Consider the following 21,696-nt stretch of genomic DNA (forward strand, 5'->3'; position numbering starts at 1 on the left):
CGCTCCGCATCACTCCTGCGTGGCAGGCGCCTGCGGTTCGCGTTCGATCAGGGCCTTCATCGACAGCTTGACGCGACCCTTCTCGTCGGTCTCGAGCACCTTGACCTTGACGATCTGGCCTTCCTTCAGGAAGTCGGTGACCTTCTCGACGCGCTGGTGCGCGATCTGGCTGATGTGCAGCAGGCCATCCTTGCCCGGCAGCAGGTTCACGAGCGCACCGAATTCCAGGATCTTGGTGATCGGGCCTTCGTAGACCTTGCCCACTTCCACTTCGGCGGTGATCTCTTCGATGCGCTTCTTGGCGTAGGCTGCCTTGTCGGCGTCGGCTGAGGCGATGGTGATGGTGCCGTCTTCGCCGATGTCGATCGTCGTGCCGGTCTCTTCGGTCAGCGCGCGGATGGTCGCGCCGCCCTTGCCGATCACGTCACGGATCTTCTCGGGGTTGATCTTCATCGTGTACAGGCGCGGTGCGAACTGCGACACCTCGGCCTTGGCCTCGCCCATCGCTTCGGTCATCTTGCCAAGGATGTGCAGGCGGGCTTCCTTGGCCTGGGCCAGGGCGACCTGCATGATTTCCTTGGTGATGCCCTGGATCTTGATGTCCATCTGCAGGGCGGTCACGCCCGCGGTGGTGCCGGCGACCTTGAAGTCCATGTCGCCCAGGTGATCTTCATCGCCCAGGATGTCGGTCAGCACGGCGAAGCGGTTGCCGTCCTTGATCAGGCCCATGGCAATGCCGGCCACGTGCGCCTTGAGGGGCACGCCGGCGTCCATCAGCGCGAGGCAGCCGCCGCACACGGAGGCCATCGACGAGGAGCCGTTCGACTCCGTGATCTCGGAAACCACGCGCATCGAATACGGGAACTCGACACGGTCCGGCAGCACGGCGACCAGCGCGCGCTTGGCCAGACGGCCGTGGCCGATCTCGCGGCGCTTCGGCGAACCCACGCGGCCGGTTTCGCCGGTGGCAAACGGGGGCATGTTGTAGTGGAGCATGAAGTGCTCGCTGAACTCGCCCGCGAGCGCGTCGATCTTCTGCGAGTCACGGTCGGTGCCGAGGGTGGCGGCGACCAGCGCCTGCGTCTCGCCACGGGTGAAGAGCGCCGAGCCATGCACGCGCGGCAGCACGCCGTTGCGGATCTCGATCGGGCGCACGGTGCGGGTGTCGCGGCCGTCGATGCGGGGCTCGCCCGACAGGATCTGGCTGCGCACGATGCGAGCCTCGATCTCGAACAGGATGGTCTCGACCTTCACCTTGTCGTACTCGGTGCCTTCTGCATCGAGCGCGGCGAACACGTCGGCCGTGGCCTGGCGGGTGGCTTGCGTGCGGGCCTGCTTGGAGCGGATCTGGTAGGCGGCGCGCAGCTTCTCTTCGGCAAGCTGGGTGACCTTGCCAATGAAGGTCTCGTCCTTCGCGGGCGGCTGCCAATCCCAGGCCGGCTTGCCGGCATCACGCACCAGCTCGTTGATCGCGGCGATGGCGATGTTGCCTTGCTCGTGGCCGAAGACCACGCCGCCGAGCATCACTTCTTCGCTCAGCTGCTGTGCTTCGGACTCGACCATCAGCACCGCGGCCTGAGTGCCGGCAACCACGAGGTCCATCTGCGAATCGAGCAGCTGGGTCTTGCCGGGGTTCAGCACGTACTCGCCGTTGATGTAGCCCACGCGTGCGGCACCAATCGGGCCGTTGAACGGGATGCCGGAGATGGCCAGCGCAGCGCTCGCGCCGATCAGCGAGGGGATGTCGGCCGAGACTTCGGGGTTCAGCGACAGGACGTGGATCACGACCTGCACCTCGTTGTAGAAGCCGTCCGGAAACAGCGGGCGCAGCGGGCGGTCGATCAGACGCGAGGTCAGGGTCTCGAGCTCGCTCGGGCGGCCTTCACGCTTGAAGAAGCTGCCCGGGATCTTGCCGGCGGCGTAGGTCTTTTCGAGGTAGTCGACGGTCAGGGGGAAGAAGTCCTGACCAGGCTTGGCGTTCTTGGCGCCCACGACGGTGGCGAGCACCACGGTGTCTTCCATGTCGACGAGCACCGCACCGGAAGCTTGGCGGGCGATCTCGCCGGTTTCCAGCTTGACGGTGTGCTGGCCCCACTGGAAGGTTTTGGTGACTTTGTTGAACATGCTCATGCGTCTCTCCTATTGCTTGTCAGCGCCTTCACGGGCGGCGCCTTCTGCCCGGAGCACAACAACCTGGCGCGATGCCATTCCAGCGGGGCTCGGCTTCAGAAGAAGCGCCGGTGGAATGACACATCGTCATCAGTGGCTGTCGGTCTCCAAATGCAAAGAGCCTGTGCTGGCAGAGGTCCAGACAGGCTCTTCACTTTTAGCTTCGGCTTACTTGCGCAGACCGAGCTTCTGGATCAGAGCGGTGTAGCGCTCTGCGTCCTTGTTCTTGAGGTAGGCCAAGAGGCTCTTGCGGGTGTTGACCATCTTCAGGAGGCCACGGCGGCCGTGGTGGTCCTTCAGGTGGGTCTTGAAGTGGGGGGTCAGCTCGTTGATGCGAGCGGTCAGCAGCGCGACTTGGACTTCGGGGGAGCCAGTGTCGGCAGCACTGCGGGCATTGGCCTTGACGATTTCGGCCTTCTTGATATCAGCGACAGACATGTCAGTTTCCAGAAAAATCCGGTCGCCGGCGCCTGCATTAATGACGCTGCGGTTTCCGGTGTTGCGACTTGCGGTAGCGGGAGAAACCTTCCCGCGCCGTGCTTGGTGCCTGTGCCACCGGCAGACCGGCGAGCGCAAAGCCCGTCGATTATAGCCGAAGGGCCTCAGCCAGTCGGTCCACCCCTTGCACAAGCCGGGCAGGGTCGCGGGCCGCGAAGCACCAGCGCAGCCAGCCCTCCGCTTCATCGCCAAAAGCCGAACCGGGGGCGAGCCCAAGGCCGTGGCGTTCGACCAAGCGCTTCGCGAAGGCCAGGGAGTCGTTTTCGCCCTCGACGCGAAAGAAGGCATACATCCCGCCACGGGGCACCGCCACTGTCACCCGGGGCAACGACGCCAAGCGCGGGACGAGCGTGTCTCGGCACACCTGCAGCCGGCTGACCAGCCCAGACACCGACTCCCCGGCCTGGGCCAGCGCCGCCAGGCCCCCCTTCTGCACGAACACCGGCGCGCAGGAGGTGTTGAACTCGATCAACTTGGCCACCTCGCCCGACAGCCCCGCGGGCAGCACCAGCCAGCCCAGACGCCAGCCAGTCATCAGAAAGCTCTTGGAGAAGCTGTGTGCGACGACGAGCCGGTCGGCCGGGTCGGCGATGTCCAGGAAGCTAGGCGCCGCCCGGTGGCCGGGTTCGAAATAGAGGCGCTCGTAGACCTCGTCGGCCACGATCCAGCTGCCGGTCAGGCGGCAGCGGTCGAGGATGGCCTGCTGCTCGGCGCGCGTCAGCGTCCAGCCGGTCGGGTTGTTCGGTGCATTCAGGATCACGGCGCGCGTGCGCGGTGTGATGGCCTCCAGCAGCGCCTGCAGGTCGAGCTCCCAGGCACCCTCGCGCACCGCGAGCGACACCCGATTCACCCGTGCGCCGAGGATCACCGGCTGCGCCGTCACGTTGGGCCACACCGGCACCACGGCCACCACCTCGTCGCCGGGTTCCAGGAGGAGCTGGCTCGCCAGCATCAAGGCGCTCACACCGGACGAGGTGACCGCGATGCGCTCCGCCGCGACCGGCAGGTGCAGCTCGCTCACGTAGGTGCTGAGCGCCTCGCGCAGCGCCGGCAGCCCGAGGTTGTGCGAATAGAAGGTCTCGCCTGCCTGCAGTGAGGCGATGGCGGCGTCCCGCGCCGGGCTGGGCGTGACCTCGTCGCTCTCACCGAACCAGAAGGCCAGCACGTCGCTGCGGCCGATGCCGGCGTTGGCCACTTCGCGGATCCTGGAGCCCGGCAGGCTGGCGATGGCGTTTCTCATACGGTCGACAAATCCCAGCGTGGCTGCACGTTGAACCCGTATTCCCGGCGCGGCTGAGCCAGGCCGCGCTGCAGCCGCATCGCCGCGGCCAGGGCGATCATGGCGCCGTTGTCGGTGCACAGGGCCAGCTCGGGATAGTGCACTTTCGCGCCTCGCTTGACGCAAGCGGAATTCAGCTGCTCACGAAGGCGGGCGTTGGCCCCCACGCCGCCCGCAACCACCAGGCGCTTCAGGCCGGTCTGCTTCAACGCCGCGAGCGACTTCTTGACCAGCACCTCGACGATCGCTTGTTGGGTCGAGGCCGCGAGGTGCGCCTTGTCCTGCTCACAGACGTTGGAGCCGAACTTCAGCGCCTGGGTGCGCACCGCCGTCTTGAGGCCCGCAAACGAAAAATCGAGATTCCCGCTGTGCAGCAGCGGACGCGGCAGCTCGAAGGCGTCGGCACTGCCAAACTCGGCCAGGCGTGCCAGCGCAGGCCCGCCCGGGTAGCCCAGGCCCAGCATCTTGGCCGACTTGTCGAAGGCCTCGCCTGCCGCGTCGTCGATGGTCTCGCCCAGCAGTTCATAGCTGCCGACGTCGTCGACCCGCATCAGCTGCGTGTGCCCGCCCGACACGAGCAGGGCCACGAACGGAAACTCGGGCGGGTCGACCGACAGGAATGGCGACAGCAGATGTCCTTCCAGGTGATGCACTCCCACCACCGGCTTGCCGAGCGCCGCCGCCAGGGAGCACGCCACCCCGGCCCCCACGAGCAGCGCACCGGCCAGACCCGGGCCGCGGGTATAGGCGACCACATCAATGCCTTGCAACGCACACCCCGCCTCAGCCAGCACATGGCCCGTCAACGGCAGGACCCGCCGGATGTGGTCACGCGAGGCCAGCTCGGGCACCACGCCGCCATAGGCCTGGTGCATGTCGATCTGGCTGTGCAAGGCCTGGGCGAGCAGCTTCGGAACACCCTCGGCACCAGCCTCGACCAGCGCCACACCCGTTTCATCGCACGACGACTCAACCCCCAGGACTTTCATCGCGACGAGTGTACCGAGCACAACACTCGGCCCTGAAAAGGCTGTGGATCCCTACAGCAGCCCATCGGTGTTTTCCCGCAAACGCCACCCTCGCCCCTTCCAATGCACCGCAATGGCGCTCTACCCTGCGCGTCCCGGCCCGAAACCTGCGTGTGCCGGGCACACAAATATGAGAGTCGTTGGGGGATCCGCATGAAGGAATACCGTCTGCTGGCCTGGGCCGAGTTGCCCGCGCCCTACCACCGCATGGCCTACCGGCGCATGCTCACCGACCTGTCGCACCGCTACATGACCATCAGCCAGCTGGTGTCGGCCAGCGGCCTGAAACGGCAGGAGGTCCGCGACTTTCTCGACATGCTCGAAAGTCGCGACCTGCTGGTCGACCGAGAGCTGTTCGCCAACGAATCCGTCTTCGACTCGCTGCGCCCTCTGGGTGGCTGGTTGCGCAAGGCCCTGAATACGTCGGCCAGGGACCACTGAAACTGCCAACTCCATCACGAAGCCCGCGTCCCGCGGGCTTTTTGCTTTCTGGCGTGGATGTTGCTCATTCATGCACCATGAAAGCGCCCCTGCGCCCTGCTATTCCGGCGACCACCCTGCGCATCGTCATCGTGGCGCCCGACCTCGCACCCGATGCGTCCGACCCTGAAGCCGGCACCGAGGCGGAACGTTCGCGCGCGCTGCGCATCGGCCTGTTGGAGCACGGCTACAACATCGTGGCCGTGCTGCCGGCCGACGTCTTCCTGCCCGACCGCCTCGCGCAAATCGCGCCCGACATGATCATCGTCGACGCCGAAAGCCAGGCGCGCGACACCCTGGAGCATGTGGTGATGGCCACGCGCGAGGAGCGCCGCCCGATCGTGCTCTTCACGAACGACGACGACACGACCCACGTGGGCGCTGCCATTGCGGCGGGGGTGACCGCCTATGTGGTGGCCGGCCTCGCGCCCGAGCGCGTGAAGCCCGTGCTCGACGTTGCCATGGCGCGCTTCCAGCACGAAGAGGGGCTGCGCCGCGAGCTGGCCGACGCACGGACGGAGTTGTCAGACCGCAAACTGATCGACCGCGCGAAGGCACTGCTGATCCGCCACCACGGCCTAAGTGAAGAAGAGGCCTACGCAAGGCTGCGACGCACCGCAATGGAGAAACGCCTGAAGCTCTCTGATGTGGCGCAGCGCCTCATTGATGTGAGCGACCTGCTCGGCTGAGGTGCGGCGCACGCGTTCGCACACCGCCTTGGTGCAGTGCAACACCCGAAACACCGCAAAAAGCCCTGGCACGGGCCTTGCGAAATGAACGGCAGAAGGTCAACGGCGATCTTCTGAAGACATCGGCAGCGCACCAAAGACGGTGCGGTGTCGACAGGACGATGGCGTCCCCACGCGTTGGGCTAACCCCCAGCAAGTGCGGACGCCTTTTTGTTTTCTCTCTTTAGTCGCTTCGTCATTTCACTCACGCACCGAGACCACGCCATGACCATCGAACGAAAGGCACTCATGAGCCGCCGCACCATCATCAAAGCCGCTGCCGCCACAAGCGCCACGGGCCTTGTCCCCGGCCTCAACACCGCCGTCTACGCCGCTGGCTCCGACAAGCCCGAGAAGGAAGAAGTCAAGATCGGCTTCATCCCGCTGACCGACTGCGCCTCGGTGGTTATGGCCTCGGTGCTCGGCTTCGACAAGAAATACGGCATCAAGATCATCCCCACCAAGGAGGCCTCGTGGGCCGGCGTGCGCGACAAGCTCGTCAACGGCGAGCTCGACATGGCCCACGTGCTGTGGGGCCTGATCTACGGCGTGCACCTCGGCGTGTCGGGCCCGAAGAAAGACATGGCCATCCTGATGAACCTGAACCACAACGGTCAGGCCATCACGCTGTCGAAGAAGCTGTCGGAGAAGGGTGCTGTCGACGGCCCGTCGCTCGCCAAGCTGATGAAGGCCGACAAGCGCGAGTACACCTTCGCGCAGACCTTCCCGACCGGCACGCACGCCATGTGGCTGTACTACTGGCTCGCCACCTACGGCATCAACCCGATGAAGGACGCCAAGGTCATCACCGTGCCGCCGCCGCAGATGGTGGCCAACATGCGCGTGGGCAACATGGACGGCTACTGCGTCGGCGAGCCCTGGGGTCACCGCGCCATCATGGACGGCATCGGCATCACCGGCGTCACCACGCAGGACATCTGGAAGGACCACCCGGAGAAGGCGCTCGGCACCACATCGGAGTTCGTCAAGAAGTACCCCAACACCTCGCGCGCCGTCGTGATGGCGATCCTCGAGGCCAGCAAATGGATCGACGCCAGCCTGCAGAACAAGCTGAAGATGGCCGAAACGGTCGCCGACAAGAGCTACGTCAACACCGGTGTGGACGCGATCAACCAGCGCATCCTCGGCCGCTACCAGAACGGCCTCGGCAAGACCTGGGACGACCCGAACCACATGAAGTTCTTCAACGACGGCTCGGTCAACTTCCCCTACCTCAGCGACGGCATGTGGTTCCTCACCCAGCACAAGCGCTGGGGCCTGATCAAGGACCACCCCGACTACCTCGCGGTGGCCAAGCAGATCAACCAGATCGACCTCTACAAGGAAGCTGCCACCGCCATGAAGGTCAGCGTGCCCAAGGACGCGCTTCGCCCCAGCAAGATGGTCGATGGCGTGGTCTGGGACGGCAAGGACCCGAAGAAGTACGCAGACGGTTTTGCCATCAAGGCTTGACGACGACATCACCCCAAGGAGTACGCCATGGTCAGTGCAGTCTTTCATTCCCCCCTTGACGCCTCGAAGCAGGAGCGTGCCGCCAAGGCCGCCTCTGCCAGCGCCACCGCCAAGCCGGTGGTGGCAGAGCCGGTCGCCAAGTCACCCCGGCCTGCCTTCGACTGGTCGGGCCTCTGGCTCAAGGTGTTGCCGCCGATCATCGGCATCGCGCTGCTGGTGGGCATCTGGCATCTGCTCACGATGAAGGGCGGCAACTTCCCGACCCCGGGTGCCACCTTCGAAGAGGCGATCAAGGTCTTCAGCGACCCGTTCTACAGCAAGGGCCCGAACGACCAGGGCATCGGCTGGAACATCCTGTTCTCGCTGCAGCGCGTCGCAGTGGGCTTCGGCTTGGCGGCACTCGTTGGCATCCCGCTCGGTTTCATGATCGGCCGCTTCGCCTTCCTGTCGAACATGGTGTCGCCGCTGATCAGCCTGCTGCGCCCCGTGTCTCCGCTGGCCTGGCTGCCGATCGGGCTGCTCGTCTTCAAGGCCGCCAACCCGGCCGCCATCTGGACGATCTTCATCTGCTCCATCTGGCCGATGATCATCAACACCGCGGTGGGCGTGCAACGTGTGCCGAGCGACTATCTCAACGTGGCGCGCGTGCTCAACCTGTCGGAGTGGAAGATCATCACGCAGATCCTCTTCCCCGCCGTGCTGCCCTACATGCTGACCGGCGTTCGCCTCTCGGTGGGCACCGCGTGGCTCGTGATCGTGGCGGCCGAGATGCTGACCGGCGGCGTGGGCATCGGGTTCTGGGTGTGGGACGAGTGGAACAACCTCAACGTCACGCACATCCTCATCGCGATCTTCGTGATCGGCATCGTGGGCCTGCTGCTCGAGTGGCTGCTCATCACGGTCGCCAAGAAGTTCACCTACGCCGAAACCTGATCGACTGGAGCCCCACACCATGAAGAACTTCATTCAAGTGCAGCAGGCCGAGATGGTGTTCACCACCAAGAAGGGTCGCTTCCATGCGCTGCGCGAGATCAACCTCGATGTGGCCCAAGGCGAGTTCGTCACGCTCATCGGCCACTCGGGCTGCGGCAAGTCGACGTTGCTCAACCTGATCGCCGGCCTCACGCTGCCCTCGAGCGGTGCGCTGCTGTGCGACAACCGCGAGATCGCCGCCCCTGGGCCCGAGCGCGCGGTGGTGTTCCAGAACCACTCGCTGCTGCCCTGGCTCACCTGCTACGAAAATGTCCACCTCGCGGTGGAGCGTGTCTTCGGCGGCAAGGAGACCAAGGCACAGCTGAAGCAGCGCACCATCGCCGCGCTGGAACTGGTCAACATGGGCCATGCGGTCAGCAAGCGCCCCCATGAGATTTCCGGCGGCATGAAGCAGCGTGTGGGCATCGCCCGTGCGCTGGCGATGGAGCCCAAGGTCCTGCTGATGGACGAGCCCTTCGGCGCCCTCGACGCCCTGACCCGCGCTCACCTGCAGGACGAGCTGCTGAAGATCGTGTCCCGCACCAAGAGCACCGTGGTGATGGTGACGCACGACGTGGACGAAGCCGTCCTGCTGTCAGACCGCATCGTGATGATGACCAACGGGCCGGCCGCCACCATCGGCGAGATCCTGTCCATCGAGCTCGAGCGCCCGCGCAACCGCGTGGACCTGGCGGAAGACACCCGCTACGTCCACTACCGCAAGGAAGTGCTCGACTTCCTGTACACCCGCCACGGCCACGTGGAAAAAGCGGCCGCCTGAGCCGCAAGTCGTTGGGGCAAGCGCCGCGGACGGGAAGGTCCGCGGCTTGCTTGCAAGAACACTGTCACACGCATGACGCGTTATTGAGGAGGACCCATGTCATCACCCGGCGCGCCCGGTCTTGCGATCTCCCCTGCCCTTCCATCCGCCCCACCCCTGCTGAGGCGCACCGGCCGCAAGGTGCAATTCAATCTGGGCAAGTACCGCGAGATCATCATCGCGGTGGCGTTCTTCCTGCTGTTCGACCTGGCGGTGCTGGTGTTGAACTTCTATGTCTCCTTTCAGATCGCCGAAGACGCGGTCTCCATCAACCTGGCCGGCCGGCAGCGCATGTTGTCGCAGCGCATGTCGAAGGCGCTCTACGCAAGTGAACTGGCCGTCGCGAGTGGTCCGATCCCACAGAGCCTGCTCGACGAGCTTCACAACGCCAGCCGCTTGTTCGACAACACGCTGCAGGGGTTTCGCAACGGCGCGCAGGTGACGGGCGGCGATGGCCGGCCGGTCTACCTGCCCGCGGCCTCGGGCCCGAAGAGTGCCGACATCCTGGCCCGCGCCGTCTCGATCTGGGAGCCGTGGCGCCGGCAGATGGATCTGTTGCGCGAATCGGGCAGCGCTTCGCATGCCGCCTACGTGAAGGCGGCGGCCGACTACGCCCGTGCCAACAACGTCGCGCTGCTCGGCATGATGAACGAGCTGACGACCGACCTGGAGGCCGCCGCCTCGCAGCGCGCCTCGGTGCTGCGCATGGTGCAGACGGGCGGCATCGTGCTCGCGCTGCTCAACTTTCTCTTCATCCTCTTCAAGTTCATCCGCCGTCTGCGCCAGTCGGACGCCGCGGTGGAACAGGCCAGCGGCGAGACACAGGAGATCCTCTCCGTCGTGCGCGAAGGCCTCTTCCTGCTGACGCCCGAGATGACGCTCGGCACGCAGATCTCGCACTCGGTGAGCGGGATGTTCGGCCGCGCGACGCAGCCCGGCGACAACTTCATCCTCCTGCTGTCGCCGCTGGTGTCGGCCAAGACGCTGGAAGATGCCCGCGGCTACATCCAGCTCCTCTTCACGCCGCACGTGAAGGAAGACCTGGTGCAGAGCATCAACCCGCTGACCGAGGTGGAGCTCACGCAGACCGACTCGCTCGGCCAGAAGCGCCAGCGCTTCCTGTCGATGCAATTCAGCCGCGTGGTCGAAGACAAGAGCGTTAAGCACCTGCTCGTGACCGTGCAGGACGTGACGCCGCGCATCGAGCTCGAGCGCAAGCTCGAAGGCGAGCAGAAGCGCGCGCAGCGCGAGTTCGACCTGCTGGTGCAGGCCTTCGAGGCGGACCCCGCCGCGCTCGCCGCCTTCGTCGACCGCACCGAGGCCAGCCTGCTCGAAGTCAACGACCTGTTGCGCCAGGTCGACGCCGGCTCCGACGGCAAACAGCTGCGCCGCACCGTCGACCGCATGTACCGACACGTGCATGCGGTGAAGGGCGAGGCTTCGATGCTGTCCCTGGAGCTGCTGGCCAGCACGGCGCATGAATTCGAGTCGCAGTTGCAGCCATTGCGAGAAGCGGCCACGATGAGCGGCGAAGCCCTGCTCGCCCTGCCCTTGCCGCTGGAGGAGCTGCTGACCCGCCTGCAGGCGCTCAAGCGCTCGGTGCTGCGTGATCGGCATCGCCTTCCCGAGGTTGCGCCTCAGCCCGGCGTCGACGCACTCGGCGCCCAGCTCAGCGCCCTGGTCGAGCGCATCGCCGACGACACCGCGAAACCGGCACGCCTCAACACGAAGCTCGATGCCATCACCGAGCTGCCGACCCGCGTGCGCGACGCACTGACGCAGATCGCCGTCCAACTGGTGCGCAACGCGGTGGTCCACGGCGTGGAAGATGCCGCCACCCGCGAGGCACGTGGCAAGCCGGTGCGTGCACGCATCGACGTCGAAGTCGCACGCGACGAAACCGACCAGGTGCACCTGCTGGTGCGCGACGATGGCGGCGGCCTCAACCCCGAGCGCGTGCGGCAACGCCTGCTGTCGCTCGGCTGGTTCAACGAGGCGCAGCTGGCCGAGATGAGCGTGTCGCAGATCGTGGCGCAGGTGTTCAAACCTGGCTTCAGCACCGCTGAATCGGCCGGCGAACACGCGGGCCGTGGCGTCGGGCTGGACATCGTGGCGCACGAGGTGCGGCGCCTGGGGGCACGGCTGCTGGTGTCCAGCCGAGCACAGGAAGGCACGACGTTCCGCGTGCGTCTCGCCACATGAAGCTCCTGGTCGTTGACGACTCGAACATGGTGCGCTCGCGCATCGCGCGCGTCGTGCAGACCGGCGCGCTGGGCGAGGTCACCTTGCTGGGTCTCGCCCGCAATGGCGAAGAGGCCCTGCGCGCCGCCCGAACCGCCGCGCCGGACATCGTGACAATGGACCTCACGATGCCCGAGATGGACGGCCTGGAGTGCATCCCCATCCTGCTTGGCATGCACCCCCGCACGCGCATCCTCGTGATCAGCGCACTCGACGACAAGTCGACCGCGATCCGCGCGCTGCGGCTCGGCGCCCACGGCTTCCTGCCCAAGCCCTTTTCCGACGACGGACTGCAACTCGCCCTCAAGGGGCTTCTCGACCATCAGCTATGAGCGCATTGAAAGAATCCGACCTGCGCCTGTTCGTCGATTCGGTGCGGCGCTACTTCGACGTCACGAGCCACATCGAGCCGGAGATCACCTCGGCCTACCTGGGCGTCGATGCCGTGCCGGGGCACGACTTCAATGGCATCGTGAGCTTCTCGGGCCGCTACCGCGGGCAGGTGGTGGTGTCGCTACCCGCGGCGGCCCTGAAGGAGCTGTTGCTGATCCAGAAGGAGACCGACCTGTCGCAAAACAGCCTGCTCGACGCGGTGGGCGAGATCGCCAACACGCTGGCCGGCAACGCCCGCAGGTCACTGGGCAAGGATCTGGAGATTTCAGTACCCAAGGTGGTGCACGGGAAGCCTTCAGGTGGCGCTCGCACGCGCCTGCATCCCTACGTGATCACCTTCCGCTGGAACCGTTACCCGGGCGTCGTCTGCGTGGACCTCGCGGAAGCGGCCTGATCGGCAGAGCGGGCACGATGCTTGCAGACTGAAGGATTGCAGGTGCTCATCGCCTGCCTTCTGTCTCCTCAGTAGGGCCCAAGCCCTTTCTCCACCCTCTGGCCCATGCGGTCAGAGGGTTCTTTTCTCAGTGCTTCTCTTTGGCGTGATTGATCGAGTACTTCGGGATCTCGATCGTCACGTCCTGCTGCGCCAGGATCGCCTGGCACGAGAGGCGCGAGGTGGCTTCCAGGCCCCAGGCGCGGTCGAGCAGATCTTCTTCGGCCTCGTCCAGTTCACCCAGCGAGTTGAAGCCCTCGCGCACCACCACGTGGCAGGTCGTGCAGGCGCAGCTCATGTCGCAGGCGTGTTCGATCTCGATGTGGTTGTCGAGCAGGGCTTCGCAGATCGACGTGCCCGAGGGGGCCTCGATGCTGGCACCTTGGGGGCAGTACTCGGGATGGGGAAGGATCTTGATGATGGGCATGGTCAGACTTCTTCCACCTTGCGGCCGGCGAGGGCATGGCGGATGCCGCGGTTCATGCGCTCGGCGGCAAAGGCCTCGGTGCCTTTCGCGAGCGCTTCCACGGCGGTGTCGATGGCGGCGTGGTCGTCGCCCTGTCGGATTTGGTCGAGGGCTTGCATGAGGGCGTCGATCTCGACGCGGCTTTCGGCACTGAGCAGGTCGCCATCGGCTTGCAGCGCCGAGGCGGTGGCCAGCAGCATTCGCTCGGCCTCGACACGCGATTCGCGCAGGCTGCGGGCCTTCATGTCGGACTCGGCGGTGGTGAAGCTCTCGGTCAGCATGCGCGCCACCTCGTCGTCCGTCAGGCCATAGCTCGGCTTGACGTTGATCGAGGCCTGCACGCCCGAGGTTTCTTCGCGCGCACTGACGGCCAGCAGCCCATCGGCATCGACCTGGAAGCTCACGCGGATGCGCGCCGCGCCCGCCACCATCGGTGGAATGCCGCGCAGTTCGAAGCGTGCGAGCGAACGGCAGTCGCTCACCAGCTCGCGCTCGCCCTGCACGACGTGGATGGCCATCGCGGTCTGGCCGTCCTTGAACGTGGTGAAGTCCTGTGCGCGGGCGGTGGGGATGGTGCTGTTGCGCGGGATGATGCGTTCGACCAGGCCGCCCATGGTCTCGAGGCCCAGGGACAGCGGGATCACGTCGAGCAGCAGCAGTTCATCGGCACCGGTGTTGCCGGCCAGCGCGTTCGCCTGGATGGCCGCGCCAAGCGCAACGACCTCGTCCGGGTTCAGATTGGTCAATGGCGCCTTGCCGAAGAACTCGGCCACGGCTGCCTGCACCTGCGGCATGCGGGTCGAGCCGCCGACCATCACGACGCCCTGCACATCGTCCTTGGCCGCCTTCGCGTCGCGCAGGACCTTGCGCAGCGCGCCGATGGTGCGGCCGATGAGCTCGGCGCCGAGCTGCTGGAATTCGTCGCGTGTCACACGCACCGAGAGTTCGCCTTCGGCCAGCGGGCAGGCCAGGGTCGCGTGGTCGCTGCTCGAGAGTTTTTCCTTGGCCGCACGCGCGGCGACCATCACGGCGCGCTTGTCTTGCGGCGTGGTCGCGCGCAGGCCGGCTTTCGTGAGCGCCCAGTCGGCAAGCAGGCGATCGAAGTCGTCCCCACCGAGCGCGGAATCGCCGCCCGTCGCGACCACCTCGAACACACCCTGGCTCAGGCGCAGCAGCGACACGTCGAAGGTGCCTCCGCCGAGGTCGTACACCGCGTACAGGCCTTCGCTGCCGTTCTCCAGCCCATAGGCGATGGCGGCCGCGGTGGGCTCGTTGATGAGGCGCAGCACGTTGAGGCCGGCGAGTTGCGCAGCATCCTTCGTCGCCTGGCGTTGGGCATCGTCGAAATAGGCGGGCACCGTGATCACGGCACCGAAGATCTCGTCGTCGAAGCTGTCTTCGGCGCGCTGGCGAAGCGTGGCGAGGATCTCAGCCGAGACTTCCACCGGCGACTTCACGCCGGCCGCCGTGCGCAGCTGCACCATGCCGGGCGCATCCACGAAGTCATACGGCAGCTTGTCGCGCTGGGCGATGTCGGCCAGGCCTCGGCCCATGAAGCGTTTGACGGACACGATGGTGTTTGCCGGATCCACCGCTGCCTCGGCATGCGCCTCGTGGCCGATCTGGCGGCGTGTCTTGTCGAGGTAGCGCACCACCGAAGGCAGGATCACGCGACCTTGCGCATCGGGCAGACATTCGGGCACGCCATGACGCACGGCCGCCACCAACGAGTGCGTGGTGCCGAGGTCGATGCCGACCGCGATGCGCCGCTGGTGCGGGTCCGGGCTCTCGCCCGGCTCTGAAATCTGAAGCAAGGCCATGTCTTATTGTCCCAGCGCTTCCAGGCGCTGATCGATGTCGTCGGCAAAGCGCTCGACGAACATGAGGGCTCTGACCTGTTCGGCGGCGGCGTTGAAATCACCCCGCTCGTCGCAGGTGGCAGCGAGTTGTTCGAGGGCATGGCGCCGGTGCGTTGCCACGCTGTCGGCCAACGCTTCCACGTCGCTCAGCAGCGTCGCCTCTTCGAGCGCCTCACGCCATTCCATCTGCTGCATCAGGAAGCCCGTGGGCATCGAGGTGTTGCTCTCGCTGTGCACCTGAACGCCGTTCAACTCGCAGAGGTAGGCGGCGCGCTTCACCGGGTCCTTCAGGCGCCGGTACGCCTCGTTGACCCGCACCGCCCACTGCATCGCCACCCGCTTGGCCGCCGCACCATCGGCCGCGAACTTGTCGGGGTGCACCTGCGCTTGCAGCTCGCGCCAGCGGTTGTCGAGCGCAGCGCGTTCCAGCGCATGGCGCCGCGGCAGGCCGAACAGGGCGAAGTCATCGTCGTCCAGCTTCACGGCACGCTCGATTCAGAGGTACAGACAAAACAAAGGCGCGACTCATGCCGCGCCTGATGCACATCACCCGGGTTCAGACCCGGAACGATTCACCGCACCCGCAGCGATCCTTTTCGCGCGGGTTGTGGAACTTGAAGCCTTCGTTGAGGCCCTCGCGCACGAAATCGAGTTCGGTGCCGTCGAGGTAAGGCAGGCTCTTGGGATCGATCAGCACCTTCACGCCGTGGCCTTCGAAGACGATGTCTTCCGGCGCCACGTCATCGGCGTATTCAAGCTTGTAGGCGAGGCCCGAACAGCCGGTCGTCTTCACGCCCAGGCGCACGCCGACGCCCTTGCCGCGTTTGGTGAGATAGCGCGTCACATGGCGTGCCGCCGCTTCCGTCAGCGTGACCGCCATCATCAGTGCGCCTTCTTCGCCTTGTAGTCGTTGACGGCGGCTTTGATCGCGTCTTCGGCCAGGATCGAGCAGTGGATCTTCACCGGCGGCAGCGCCAGCTCTTCAGCAATGTGCGTGTTCTTGATGGTCAGCGCTTCGTCGAGCGACTTGCCCTTCACCCATTCGGTGACGAGCGAGCTCGACGCGATGGCGGAGCCGCAGCCATAAGTCTTGAACTTCGCGTCTTCGATCAAGCCCGTCGCCGGGTTCACCTTGATCTGCAGCTTCATCACGTCGCCGCACGCCGGGGCGCCGACCATGCCGGTGCCCACGCTGTCATCACCCTTTTCGAACGAACCCACGTTGCGCGGGTTCTCATAGTGGTCTACGACCTTTTCGCTGTATGCCATGTCAGTACTCCAGAATCCTTCGTGCGCCGGTGGTCAGTGAGCAGCCCATTGGATGGTGCTCAGGTCGATGCCGTCCTTGTGCATCTCCCACAGCGGCGACAGCTCGCGCAACTTGGCCACGCGGTCCTTCAGCGTGGCGATCACGTAGTCGATCTCGTCCACGGTCGTGAAGCGGCCGATGGTCATACGCAGCGACGAGTGCGCAAGCTCGTCGCTGCGGCCGAGCGCACGCAGCACGTAGCTCGGCTCCAGGCTCGCCGAGGTACAGGCGGAGCCCGACGACACCGCGATGCCCTTGATGCCCATGATCAGGGACTCGCCCTCGACGAAGTTGAACGACATGTTCAGGTTGTGCGGCACACGCTGCGTGGGGTGGCCGTTGAGGAAGGTCTGCTCGATGTCGGACAGCCCCTCCACCAGGCGCTTGTGCAGCATGCGCACACGCTCGCTCTCCACACCCATCTCTTCACGGGCGATGCGGAAGGCTTCGCCCATGCCGACGATCTGGTGCGTGGGCAGCGTGCCCGAACGCATGCCGCGCTCATGGCCACCGCCGTGCATCTGCGCTTCGATGCGCACACGCGGCTTGCGGCGCACGTAGAGCGCGCCGATGCCCTTGGGGCCGTAGGTCTTGTGGGACGCCAGGCTCATCAGGTCGATGGGCAGCTTGGCGAGGTCGATCTCGACCTTGCCGGTGGCTTGCGCCGCGTCGACGTGGAAGATGATCCCGCGCTCGCGGCACAGCGTGCCGATCGCGGCCACGTCTTGAATGACGCCGATCTCGTTGTTCACGTACATCACCGACACGAGGATGGTGTCGGGGCGCATCGCGGCCTTGAGCTTGTCCAGGTCCAGCAAGCCGTCTTCCCGCACATCGAGGTAGGTCACCTCGAAGCCCTGGCGCTCCAGCTCGCGCATGGTGTCGAGCACGGCCTTGTGCTCGGTCTTGACGGTGATGAGGTGCTTGCCGCGTGTCTTGTAAAACTGTGCGGCACCCTTCAAGGCCAGGTTATTGGACTCGGTGGCACCCGAGGTCCAGATGATCTCGCGGGGGTCGGCCCCAATCAGCGCCGCCACCTGTTCGCGGGCCTTCTCCACGGCGGCCTCGGCTTCCCAACCCCATGCATGGCTGCGCGACGCCGGGTTGCCGAAATGTTCGCGCAACCACGGAATCATCGCGTCCACCACGCGCTGGTCACACGGCGTGGTCGCGCCGTAGTCCATGTAGATCGGGAAATGCTGGGTCATGTCCATGACGAAAGGCGAAAGAGACGGGTTGACTTACTTGCTCATGGCCCCGCCGAGTGCAAACACCGAATTGGGGGCGGTGATCTTGATCGGCTTGACGACGGGTTGCGTGGAGATGGCGCGCTTGACGGGGTGCTCCTCGATCGAGACGCCCTTGGCCAACTGCTCCTCCACGAGTTTGCGCAGCGAGATGGAGTCGAGGTACTCGATCATCTTGGCGTTGAGGCTGGACCACAGGTCGTGCGTCATGCAACGGCCGGCGTCTTCGCCCATGCAGTTTTCCTTGCCGCCGCAGCCGGTGGCATCGATGGGTTCATCAACGGCAACGATGATGTCGGCGACGGTGATCTCATCGGACTTGCGGCCGAGCGAGTAGCCACCGCCGGGGCCACGGGTGCTTTCCACAAGCTCGTGACGGCGCAACTTGCCGAACAACTGCTCGAGGTAGGACAGAGAAATCTGCTGGCGAGCGCTGATGGCAGCCAGCGCAACGGGGCCGGTGTTCTCGCGCAGCGCGAGATCGATCATGGCGGTAACGGCAAAACGGCCTTTGGTGGTCAGTCGCATGAAATCCTCCTGGTGCCGGTGACAGCACGATTAGTCAATGAAAGCGATCAATGGTGGCTTCACGCTCGCAAGCACCGCCCTCATGGGGCGGGTTAACCCGCGGAATAATCCGACAGGTTTACTCAAGTATATATGAAACCCACTGATTCGGTCGGCATTGGCTAAGGAAGTTCCCCCTCGGTGAGCAGGCTCATTGGCCTGCCTTTCCACCCTGACACTTACTTCGACCCGGCCGGTTCGGGTGACACATTGTCGGCCCCCGGAGCCCCAAATGCTTGCTCTCTTAACGTCGCAAGCTGATCTCGCACCCTTGCAGCTTTCTCGAATTCGAGGTTGCGAGCGTGCTCCAGCATGGTTTTTTCCAGCTGTTTGATGCGTTTTGCGAGATCTTTTTCGGACAAGGCTTCGACGGCCGCGGCCTCCAAGACCCTTTGGGCATCCTTGGTTTTTTCGCTATAGACGCCATCAATCAGGTCCCGCACCTGCTTTTGGATGCTCCGCGGCGTGATGCCCTCGGCCTCGTTGTGGGCCAGCTGCTTGGCGCGGCGCCGCTCGGTCTCGCTGAGCGCGAGCTTCATCGAATCGGTGACCTTGTCCGCGTAGAGGATGGCCTTGCCGTTCAGGTTACGCGCCGCGCGGCCGATGGTCTGGATCAGCGAGCGCTCCGAGCGCAGGAAGCCTTCCTTGTCGGCATCGAGGATGGCCACGAGCGACACCTCGGGGATATCCAGCCCCTCGCGCAGCAGGTTGATGCCTACCAGCACGTCAAAGGCGCCCAGGCGCAGGTCACGCAGGATCTCCACGCGCTCCACCGTATCGATGTCGCTGTGCAGGTAGCGCACCTTGACGCCGTTGTCGTTCAGGTAGTCGGTGAGCTGCTCGGCCATGCGCTTGGTGAGCGTGGTGATGAGCACCCGCTCGTTGACCTTTACGCGCTCGCGGATCTCCTGCAGCACGTCATCGACCTGATGCGTGGCCGGGCGCACCTCGACCACCGGGTCGATCAGGCCGGTGGGCCGCACGAGCTGCTCGACCACCTGGCCGGCGTTCTGCTTCTCGAAGTCGGCCGGTGTGGCCGACACGAACACCACCTGGCGCATCTTCTTCTCGAACTCTTCAAACTTCAGCGGCCGGTTGTCCAGCGCACTCGGCAGGCGGAAGCCGTATTCGACGAGCGTCGTCTTGCGCGCCCGGTCGCCGTTGTACATGCCGCCCAGCTGGCCGATCAGCACGTGTGACTCGTCGAGGAACATCAGCGCGTCTTTCGGCAGATAGTCCACCAGCGTCGACGGCGGCTCGCCGGGCAGAGAGCCCGAAAGGTGCCGCGTGTAGTTCTCGATGCCTTTGCAGTGCCCGATCTCCTGCAGCATCTCCAGGTCGAAGCGCGTGCGTTGCTCGAGCCGCTGTGCCTCGACCAGCTTGCCGGCCTTCACCAGCTCATCGAGCCGCTCGCGCAACTCCTGCTTGATGGTGTCGATGGCCGAGAGCACACGATCACGCGGCGTCACGTAGTGGCTCGACGGATAGACCGTGAAGCGCACGATCTTCTGCTTGATGCGCCCGGTGAGCGGGTCGAAGAGCTGCAGCGTCTCGACCTCATCGTCAAAGAGCTCGATGCGCACCGCCAGCTCCGAGTGCTCGGCCGGAAACACATCGATCGTGTCGCCGCGCACGCGAAACGTGCCGCGCGAAAAATCCTGCTCGTTGCGCGTGTACTGCATGCGGATGAGCTGCGCGATCACGTCACGCTGGCCCATCTTGTCGCCCTTCCTGAGGGTCATCACCATGCGGTGATAGTCGGTCGGGTTGCCGATGCCATAGATCGCAGACACCGTCGCCACGATCACCACGTCGCGCCGCTCCAGCAGGCTCTTCGTCGCGGAAAGGCGCATCTGCTCGATGTGTTCGTTGATCGAGCTGTCCTTCTCGATGAAGAGGTCGCGCTGAGGCACGTAGGCCTCAGGCTGGTAGTAGTCGTAGTAGCTGACGAAGTACTCGACGGCGTTCTTAGGGAAGAACTCGCGGAACTCGCTGTAGAGCTGCGCCGCCAGCGTCTTGTTGGGCGCGAACACGATCGCCGGCCGGCCGAGCCGAGCGATCACGTTGGCCATCGTGAAGGTCTTGCCCGAGCCCGTGACGCCGAGCAGCGTCTGGAAGCTCAGGCCGTCTTGCACGCCCTCGATCAGCTGCTGGATCGCCGCTGGCTGGTCGCCCGATGGTGGGTACGGCTGGAACAGCTGGAACGGCGAATCGGGAAAGCTCACGAACTCGCCCGCCGCGGGTTGCTCGACAACTTCAGACATCTCGGCCATGGCAGATAAAATCTCCGGGTTTCCCCGCGCACGCAGGGCAATCGTTCAGGTTAGCCCAAATCACTCCCCCGCTCTACTGACAAGGACTGTCCCCATGACCTCGCTGTTCTCTGCCGTCGAAATGGCCCCCCGCGACCCCATCCTGGGCCTGAACGAGCAGTTCAACGCCGACCCGAACCCGAACAAGGTGAACCTGGGCGTCGGCGTGTATTTCGACGAGAACGGCAAGCTCCCCCTGCTGAAGTGCGTGGCCCAGGCCGAGAAGCAGATGATGGAAGCACCGACCGCGCGCGGTTACCTGCCCATCGACGGCATCGCCGCGTATGACAAGGCCGTGCAGGGGCTGGTCTTCGGTGCCGACAGCGCCGCCGTGAAAGACGGCCGCGTCGCCACCGTGCAAGGCATTGGCGGCACCGGCGGCCTGAAGATCGGCGCCGACTTCCTGAAGCGCCTCAACCCCAACGCCAAGGTGCTGATCAGCGACCCGAGCTGGGAAAACCACCGCGCACTCTTCACCAACGCCGGCTTCACGGTCGACACCTACCCGTACTACGACGCCGCCAAGAAGGGCGTGAACTTCGACGCCATGCTCGCCGGCCTGAAGGCCGCGCCGGCCGGCACCATCGTCGTGCTGCACGCCTGCTGCCACAACCCGACCGGCTACGACATCACGCCAGCGCAATGGGCGCAGGTCGTCGACGCGGTCAAGGCCGCGAAGCTCGTGCCTTTCCTCGACATGGCCTACCAGGGCTTCGGCGAAGGCATCAAGGAAGACGGCGCCGTCATCGAGCAGTTCATGGCCGCCGGCCTCGACTTCTTCGTGTCCACCTCGTTCTCGAAGAGCTTCTCGCTCTACGGCGAACGTGTCGGCGCGCTGAGCGTGGTGTGCGAAAGCAAGGACGAAGCCGCCCGCGTGCTGAGCCAGCTGAAGATCGTGATCCGCACCAACTACTCCAACCCGCCGACGCACGGCGCCCAAGTCGTGGCGACGGTGCTCAACACGCCTGCCCTGCGCGCGCTGTGGGAAGAAGAACTCGCCGGCATGCGCGTTCGCATCAAGGAAATGCGCAAGCTCCTGGTCGAGAAGCTCAAGGCCGCCGGCCTCAAGCAGGACATGAGCTTCATCACCTCGCAGAAGGGCATGTTCAGCTATTCGGGCCTCAGCAAGGAGCAGATGCAACGCCTGCGCAGCGAGTTCGGCATCTACGGCGTCGATTCCGGCCGCATCTGCGTGGCTGCCCTCAACAAGAAGAACATCGATGCAGTGGTCGCAGCCATTGCGAAGGTGAGCTGATCTGACTTGAGGCGAGGGTGTCACGCCTTTGACACCCCGTTCGTGCCGATAAACGCACGAACGACGAGCACTAGGCCCTCTTCTGGTGCCTTTTCGGGGTTTCCACCCGCGGCTGTCATCTGCACGATTCAGGGCAGCTGCCTAGAATGTTGCGACGCACAAGCGTG

General features: G+C 65.1%; 21 protein-coding genes. 9 read left to right on the top strand and 12 right to left on the bottom strand.

The window, feature by feature from the left end:
* Positions 1-9: 9 nt before the first annotated feature.
* From pnp to tsaD, 4 genes are all read right to left on the bottom strand, one after another.
* Positions 10-2,130: a polyribonucleotide nucleotidyltransferase gene (gene pnp / locus JI745_RS04655; RefSeq protein ID WP_201804169.1), complete on the bottom strand. Its 2,121-nt coding sequence runs from the start codon at positions 2,128-2,130 to the stop codon at positions 10-12.
* A 207-nt stretch (positions 2,131-2,337) separates the two neighbouring features.
* A complete protein-coding gene (rpsO, locus tag JI745_RS04660) occupies positions 2,338-2,607 on the bottom strand; it encodes a 30S ribosomal protein S15 (RefSeq protein ID WP_201804177.1) in 270 nt (89 codons plus the stop codon).
* A 148-nt stretch (positions 2,608-2,755) separates the two neighbouring features.
* Positions 2,756-3,907, bottom strand: coding sequence for a pyridoxal phosphate-dependent aminotransferase (locus JI745_RS04665; RefSeq protein ID WP_201804179.1), 1,152 nt, complete (start codon positions 3,905-3,907; stop codon positions 2,756-2,758).
* Entirely contained in the window at positions 3,904-4,935 is a 1,032-nt protein-coding gene (gene tsaD, locus JI745_RS04670) for a tRNA (adenosine(37)-N6)-threonylcarbamoyltransferase complex transferase subunit TsaD (protein ID WP_201804185.1), read from the bottom strand. Before tsaD ends, JI745_RS04665 begins: the two co-directional genes overlap by 4 nt.
* 192 nt (positions 4,936-5,127) lie before the next feature.
* Between tsaD and JI745_RS04675 the strand changes: the two genes are divergently transcribed.
* The 8 genes from JI745_RS04675 (at position 5,128) to JI745_RS04710 (ending at position 12,475) form a co-directional block, all read left to right on the top strand.
* A complete protein-coding gene (locus tag JI745_RS04675) occupies positions 5,128-5,415 on the top strand; it encodes a hypothetical protein (RefSeq protein ID WP_201804186.1) in 288 nt (95 codons plus the stop codon).
* A 77-nt stretch (positions 5,416-5,492) separates the two neighbouring features.
* Complete coding sequence (locus JI745_RS04680) at positions 5,493-6,143, top strand: ANTAR domain-containing response regulator (RefSeq protein WP_201804187.1); 651 nt, start codon at positions 5,493-5,495, stop codon at positions 6,141-6,143.
* Between the two features lie 264 nt (positions 6,144-6,407).
* Positions 6,408-7,655 carry an ABC transporter substrate-binding protein gene (locus tag JI745_RS04685; protein ID WP_201804194.1) on the top strand — a complete coding sequence of 416 codons (1,248 nt, stop codon included), beginning with the start codon at positions 6,408-6,410 and terminating at the stop codon, positions 7,653-7,655.
* A 27-nt stretch (positions 7,656-7,682) separates the two neighbouring features.
* Positions 7,683-8,588, top strand: coding sequence for a nitrate ABC transporter permease (gene ntrB, locus JI745_RS04690; RefSeq protein WP_201804196.1), 906 nt, complete (start codon positions 7,683-7,685; stop codon positions 8,586-8,588).
* Between the two features lie 19 nt (positions 8,589-8,607).
* Positions 8,608-9,408: an ABC transporter ATP-binding protein gene (locus JI745_RS04695; protein ID WP_201804198.1), complete on the top strand. Its 801-nt coding sequence runs from the start codon at positions 8,608-8,610 to the stop codon at positions 9,406-9,408.
* Between the two features lie 96 nt (positions 9,409-9,504).
* Complete coding sequence (locus tag JI745_RS04700) at positions 9,505-11,649, top strand: ATP-binding protein (protein WP_201804200.1); 2,145 nt, start codon at positions 9,505-9,507, stop codon at positions 11,647-11,649.
* On the top strand, positions 11,646-12,020 hold the full coding sequence (locus JI745_RS04705) for a response regulator transcription factor (RefSeq protein WP_201804201.1): 375 nt from the start codon (positions 11,646-11,648) through the stop codon (positions 12,018-12,020). Before JI745_RS04700 ends, JI745_RS04705 begins: the two co-directional genes overlap by 4 nt.
* The gene (locus tag JI745_RS04710; RefSeq protein WP_201804202.1) at positions 12,017-12,475 is read left to right on the top strand and encodes a chemotaxis protein CheX; all 459 of its coding nucleotides are present in this window, start codon (positions 12,017-12,019) and stop codon (positions 12,473-12,475) included. The genes JI745_RS04705 and JI745_RS04710 overlap by 4 nt, the downstream gene beginning before the upstream one ends.
* Before the next feature lie 127 nt (positions 12,476-12,602).
* Here the strand turns inward: JI745_RS04710 and fdx are convergent, their stop codons facing one another.
* The 8 genes from fdx to uvrB form a co-directional block, all read right to left on the bottom strand.
* On the bottom strand, positions 12,603-12,941 hold the full coding sequence (gene fdx, locus JI745_RS04715) for an ISC system 2Fe-2S type ferredoxin (RefSeq protein WP_201804203.1): 339 nt from the start codon (positions 12,939-12,941) through the stop codon (positions 12,603-12,605).
* 2 nt (positions 12,942-12,943) lie between these two features.
* Entirely contained in the window at positions 12,944-14,800 is a 1,857-nt protein-coding gene (gene hscA, locus JI745_RS04720) for a Fe-S protein assembly chaperone HscA (protein ID WP_201804204.1), read from the bottom strand.
* A gap of 3 nt (positions 14,801-14,803) precedes the next feature.
* Positions 14,804-15,322 (bottom strand): Fe-S protein assembly co-chaperone HscB, encoded by a 519-nt coding sequence (hscB, locus tag JI745_RS04725; protein ID WP_201804205.1) that lies wholly within the window; start codon positions 15,320-15,322, stop codon positions 14,804-14,806.
* 73 nt (positions 15,323-15,395) lie between these two features.
* Positions 15,396-15,719: an iron-sulfur cluster assembly protein IscA gene (gene iscA, locus JI745_RS04730; protein ID WP_201812334.1), complete on the bottom strand. Its 324-nt coding sequence runs from the start codon at positions 15,717-15,719 to the stop codon at positions 15,396-15,398.
* Positions 15,720-15,721: 2 nt separating this feature from the next.
* Entirely contained in the window at positions 15,722-16,108 is a 387-nt protein-coding gene (gene iscU / locus JI745_RS04735; protein ID WP_201804206.1) for a Fe-S cluster assembly scaffold IscU, read from the bottom strand.
* 33 nt (positions 16,109-16,141) lie between these two features.
* Positions 16,142-17,362: an IscS subfamily cysteine desulfurase gene (locus tag JI745_RS04740; RefSeq protein WP_201804207.1), complete on the bottom strand. Its 1,221-nt coding sequence runs from the start codon at positions 17,360-17,362 to the stop codon at positions 16,142-16,144.
* A 27-nt stretch (positions 17,363-17,389) separates the two neighbouring features.
* Positions 17,390-17,923 carry a Fe-S cluster assembly transcriptional regulator IscR gene (gene iscR / locus JI745_RS04745; protein ID WP_201804209.1) on the bottom strand — a complete coding sequence of 178 codons (534 nt, stop codon included), beginning with the start codon at positions 17,921-17,923 and terminating at the stop codon, positions 17,390-17,392.
* A gap of 218 nt (positions 17,924-18,141) precedes the next feature.
* The gene (gene uvrB / locus JI745_RS04750) at positions 18,142-20,235 is read right to left on the bottom strand and encodes an excinuclease ABC subunit UvrB (protein ID WP_201804210.1); all 2,094 of its coding nucleotides are present in this window, start codon (positions 20,233-20,235) and stop codon (positions 18,142-18,144) included.
* Positions 20,236-20,329: 94 nt separating this feature from the next.
* Here uvrB and JI745_RS04755 point away from each other — a divergent pair, with 94 nt between their 5' ends.
* Positions 20,330-21,529 carry an amino acid aminotransferase gene (locus JI745_RS04755; RefSeq protein ID WP_201804211.1) on the top strand — a complete coding sequence of 400 codons (1,200 nt, stop codon included), beginning with the start codon at positions 20,330-20,332 and terminating at the stop codon, positions 21,527-21,529.
* The last annotated feature ends 167 nt before the right edge of the window (positions 21,530-21,696 follow it).

It is taken from the genome of Piscinibacter sp. HJYY11, from assembly GCF_016735515.1.
GTDB lineage: Bacteria > Pseudomonadota > Gammaproteobacteria > Burkholderiales > Burkholderiaceae_C > Rhizobacter.

Bases quoted from the DNA above. Each gene is read 5' to 3' on its own strand.
- iscA (WP_201812334.1), bottom strand. From the start codon at position 15,719: ATGGCGGTCACGCTGACGGAAGCGGCGGCACGCCATGTGACGCGCTAT.
- iscU (WP_201804206.1), bottom strand. From the start codon at position 16,108: ATGGCATACAGCGAAAAGGTCGTAGACCACTATGAGAACCCGCGCAAC.
- JI745_RS04710 (WP_201804202.1), top strand. From the start codon at position 12,017: ATGAGCGCATTGAAAGAATCCGACCTGCGCCTGTTCGTCGATTCGGTG.
- iscR (WP_201804209.1), bottom strand. From the start codon at position 17,923: ATGCGACTGACCACCAAAGGCCGTTTTGCCGTTACCGCCATGATCGAT.
- JI745_RS04665 (WP_201804179.1), bottom strand. From the start codon at position 3,907: ATGAGAAACGCCATCGCCAGCCTGCCGGGCTCCAGGATCCGCGAAGTG.
- JI745_RS04705 (WP_201804201.1), top strand. From the start codon at position 11,646: ATGAAGCTCCTGGTCGTTGACGACTCGAACATGGTGCGCTCGCGCATC.
- JI745_RS04680 (WP_201804187.1), top strand. From the start codon at position 5,493: ATGAAAGCGCCCCTGCGCCCTGCTATTCCGGCGACCACCCTGCGCATC.
- JI745_RS04755 (WP_201804211.1), top strand. From the start codon at position 20,330: ATGACCTCGCTGTTCTCTGCCGTCGAAATGGCCCCCCGCGACCCCATC.
- JI745_RS04740 (WP_201804207.1), bottom strand. From the start codon at position 17,362: ATGGACATGACCCAGCATTTCCCGATCTACATGGACTACGGCGCGACC.
- rpsO (WP_201804177.1), bottom strand. From the start codon at position 2,607: ATGTCTGTCGCTGATATCAAGAAGGCCGAAATCGTCAAGGCCAATGCC.
- JI745_RS04675 (WP_201804186.1), top strand. From the start codon at position 5,128: ATGAAGGAATACCGTCTGCTGGCCTGGGCCGAGTTGCCCGCGCCCTAC.
- JI745_RS04700 (WP_201804200.1), top strand. From the start codon at position 9,505: ATGTCATCACCCGGCGCGCCCGGTCTTGCGATCTCCCCTGCCCTTCCA.
- tsaD (WP_201804185.1), bottom strand. From the start codon at position 4,935: ATGAAAGTCCTGGGGGTTGAGTCGTCGTGCGATGAAACGGGTGTGGCG.
- JI745_RS04685 (WP_201804194.1), top strand. From the start codon at position 6,408: ATGACCATCGAACGAAAGGCACTCATGAGCCGCCGCACCATCATCAAA.
- uvrB (WP_201804210.1), bottom strand. From the start codon at position 20,235: ATGGCCGAGATGTCTGAAGTTGTCGAGCAACCCGCGGCGGGCGAGTTC.
- JI745_RS04695 (WP_201804198.1), top strand. From the start codon at position 8,608: ATGAAGAACTTCATTCAAGTGCAGCAGGCCGAGATGGTGTTCACCACC.
- fdx (WP_201804203.1), bottom strand. From the start codon at position 12,941: ATGCCCATCATCAAGATCCTTCCCCATCCCGAGTACTGCCCCCAAGGT.
- ntrB (WP_201804196.1), top strand. From the start codon at position 7,683: ATGGTCAGTGCAGTCTTTCATTCCCCCCTTGACGCCTCGAAGCAGGAG.
- pnp (WP_201804169.1), bottom strand. From the start codon at position 2,130: ATGAGCATGTTCAACAAAGTCACCAAAACCTTCCAGTGGGGCCAGCAC.
- hscA (WP_201804204.1), bottom strand. From the start codon at position 14,800: ATGGCCTTGCTTCAGATTTCAGAGCCGGGCGAGAGCCCGGACCCGCAC.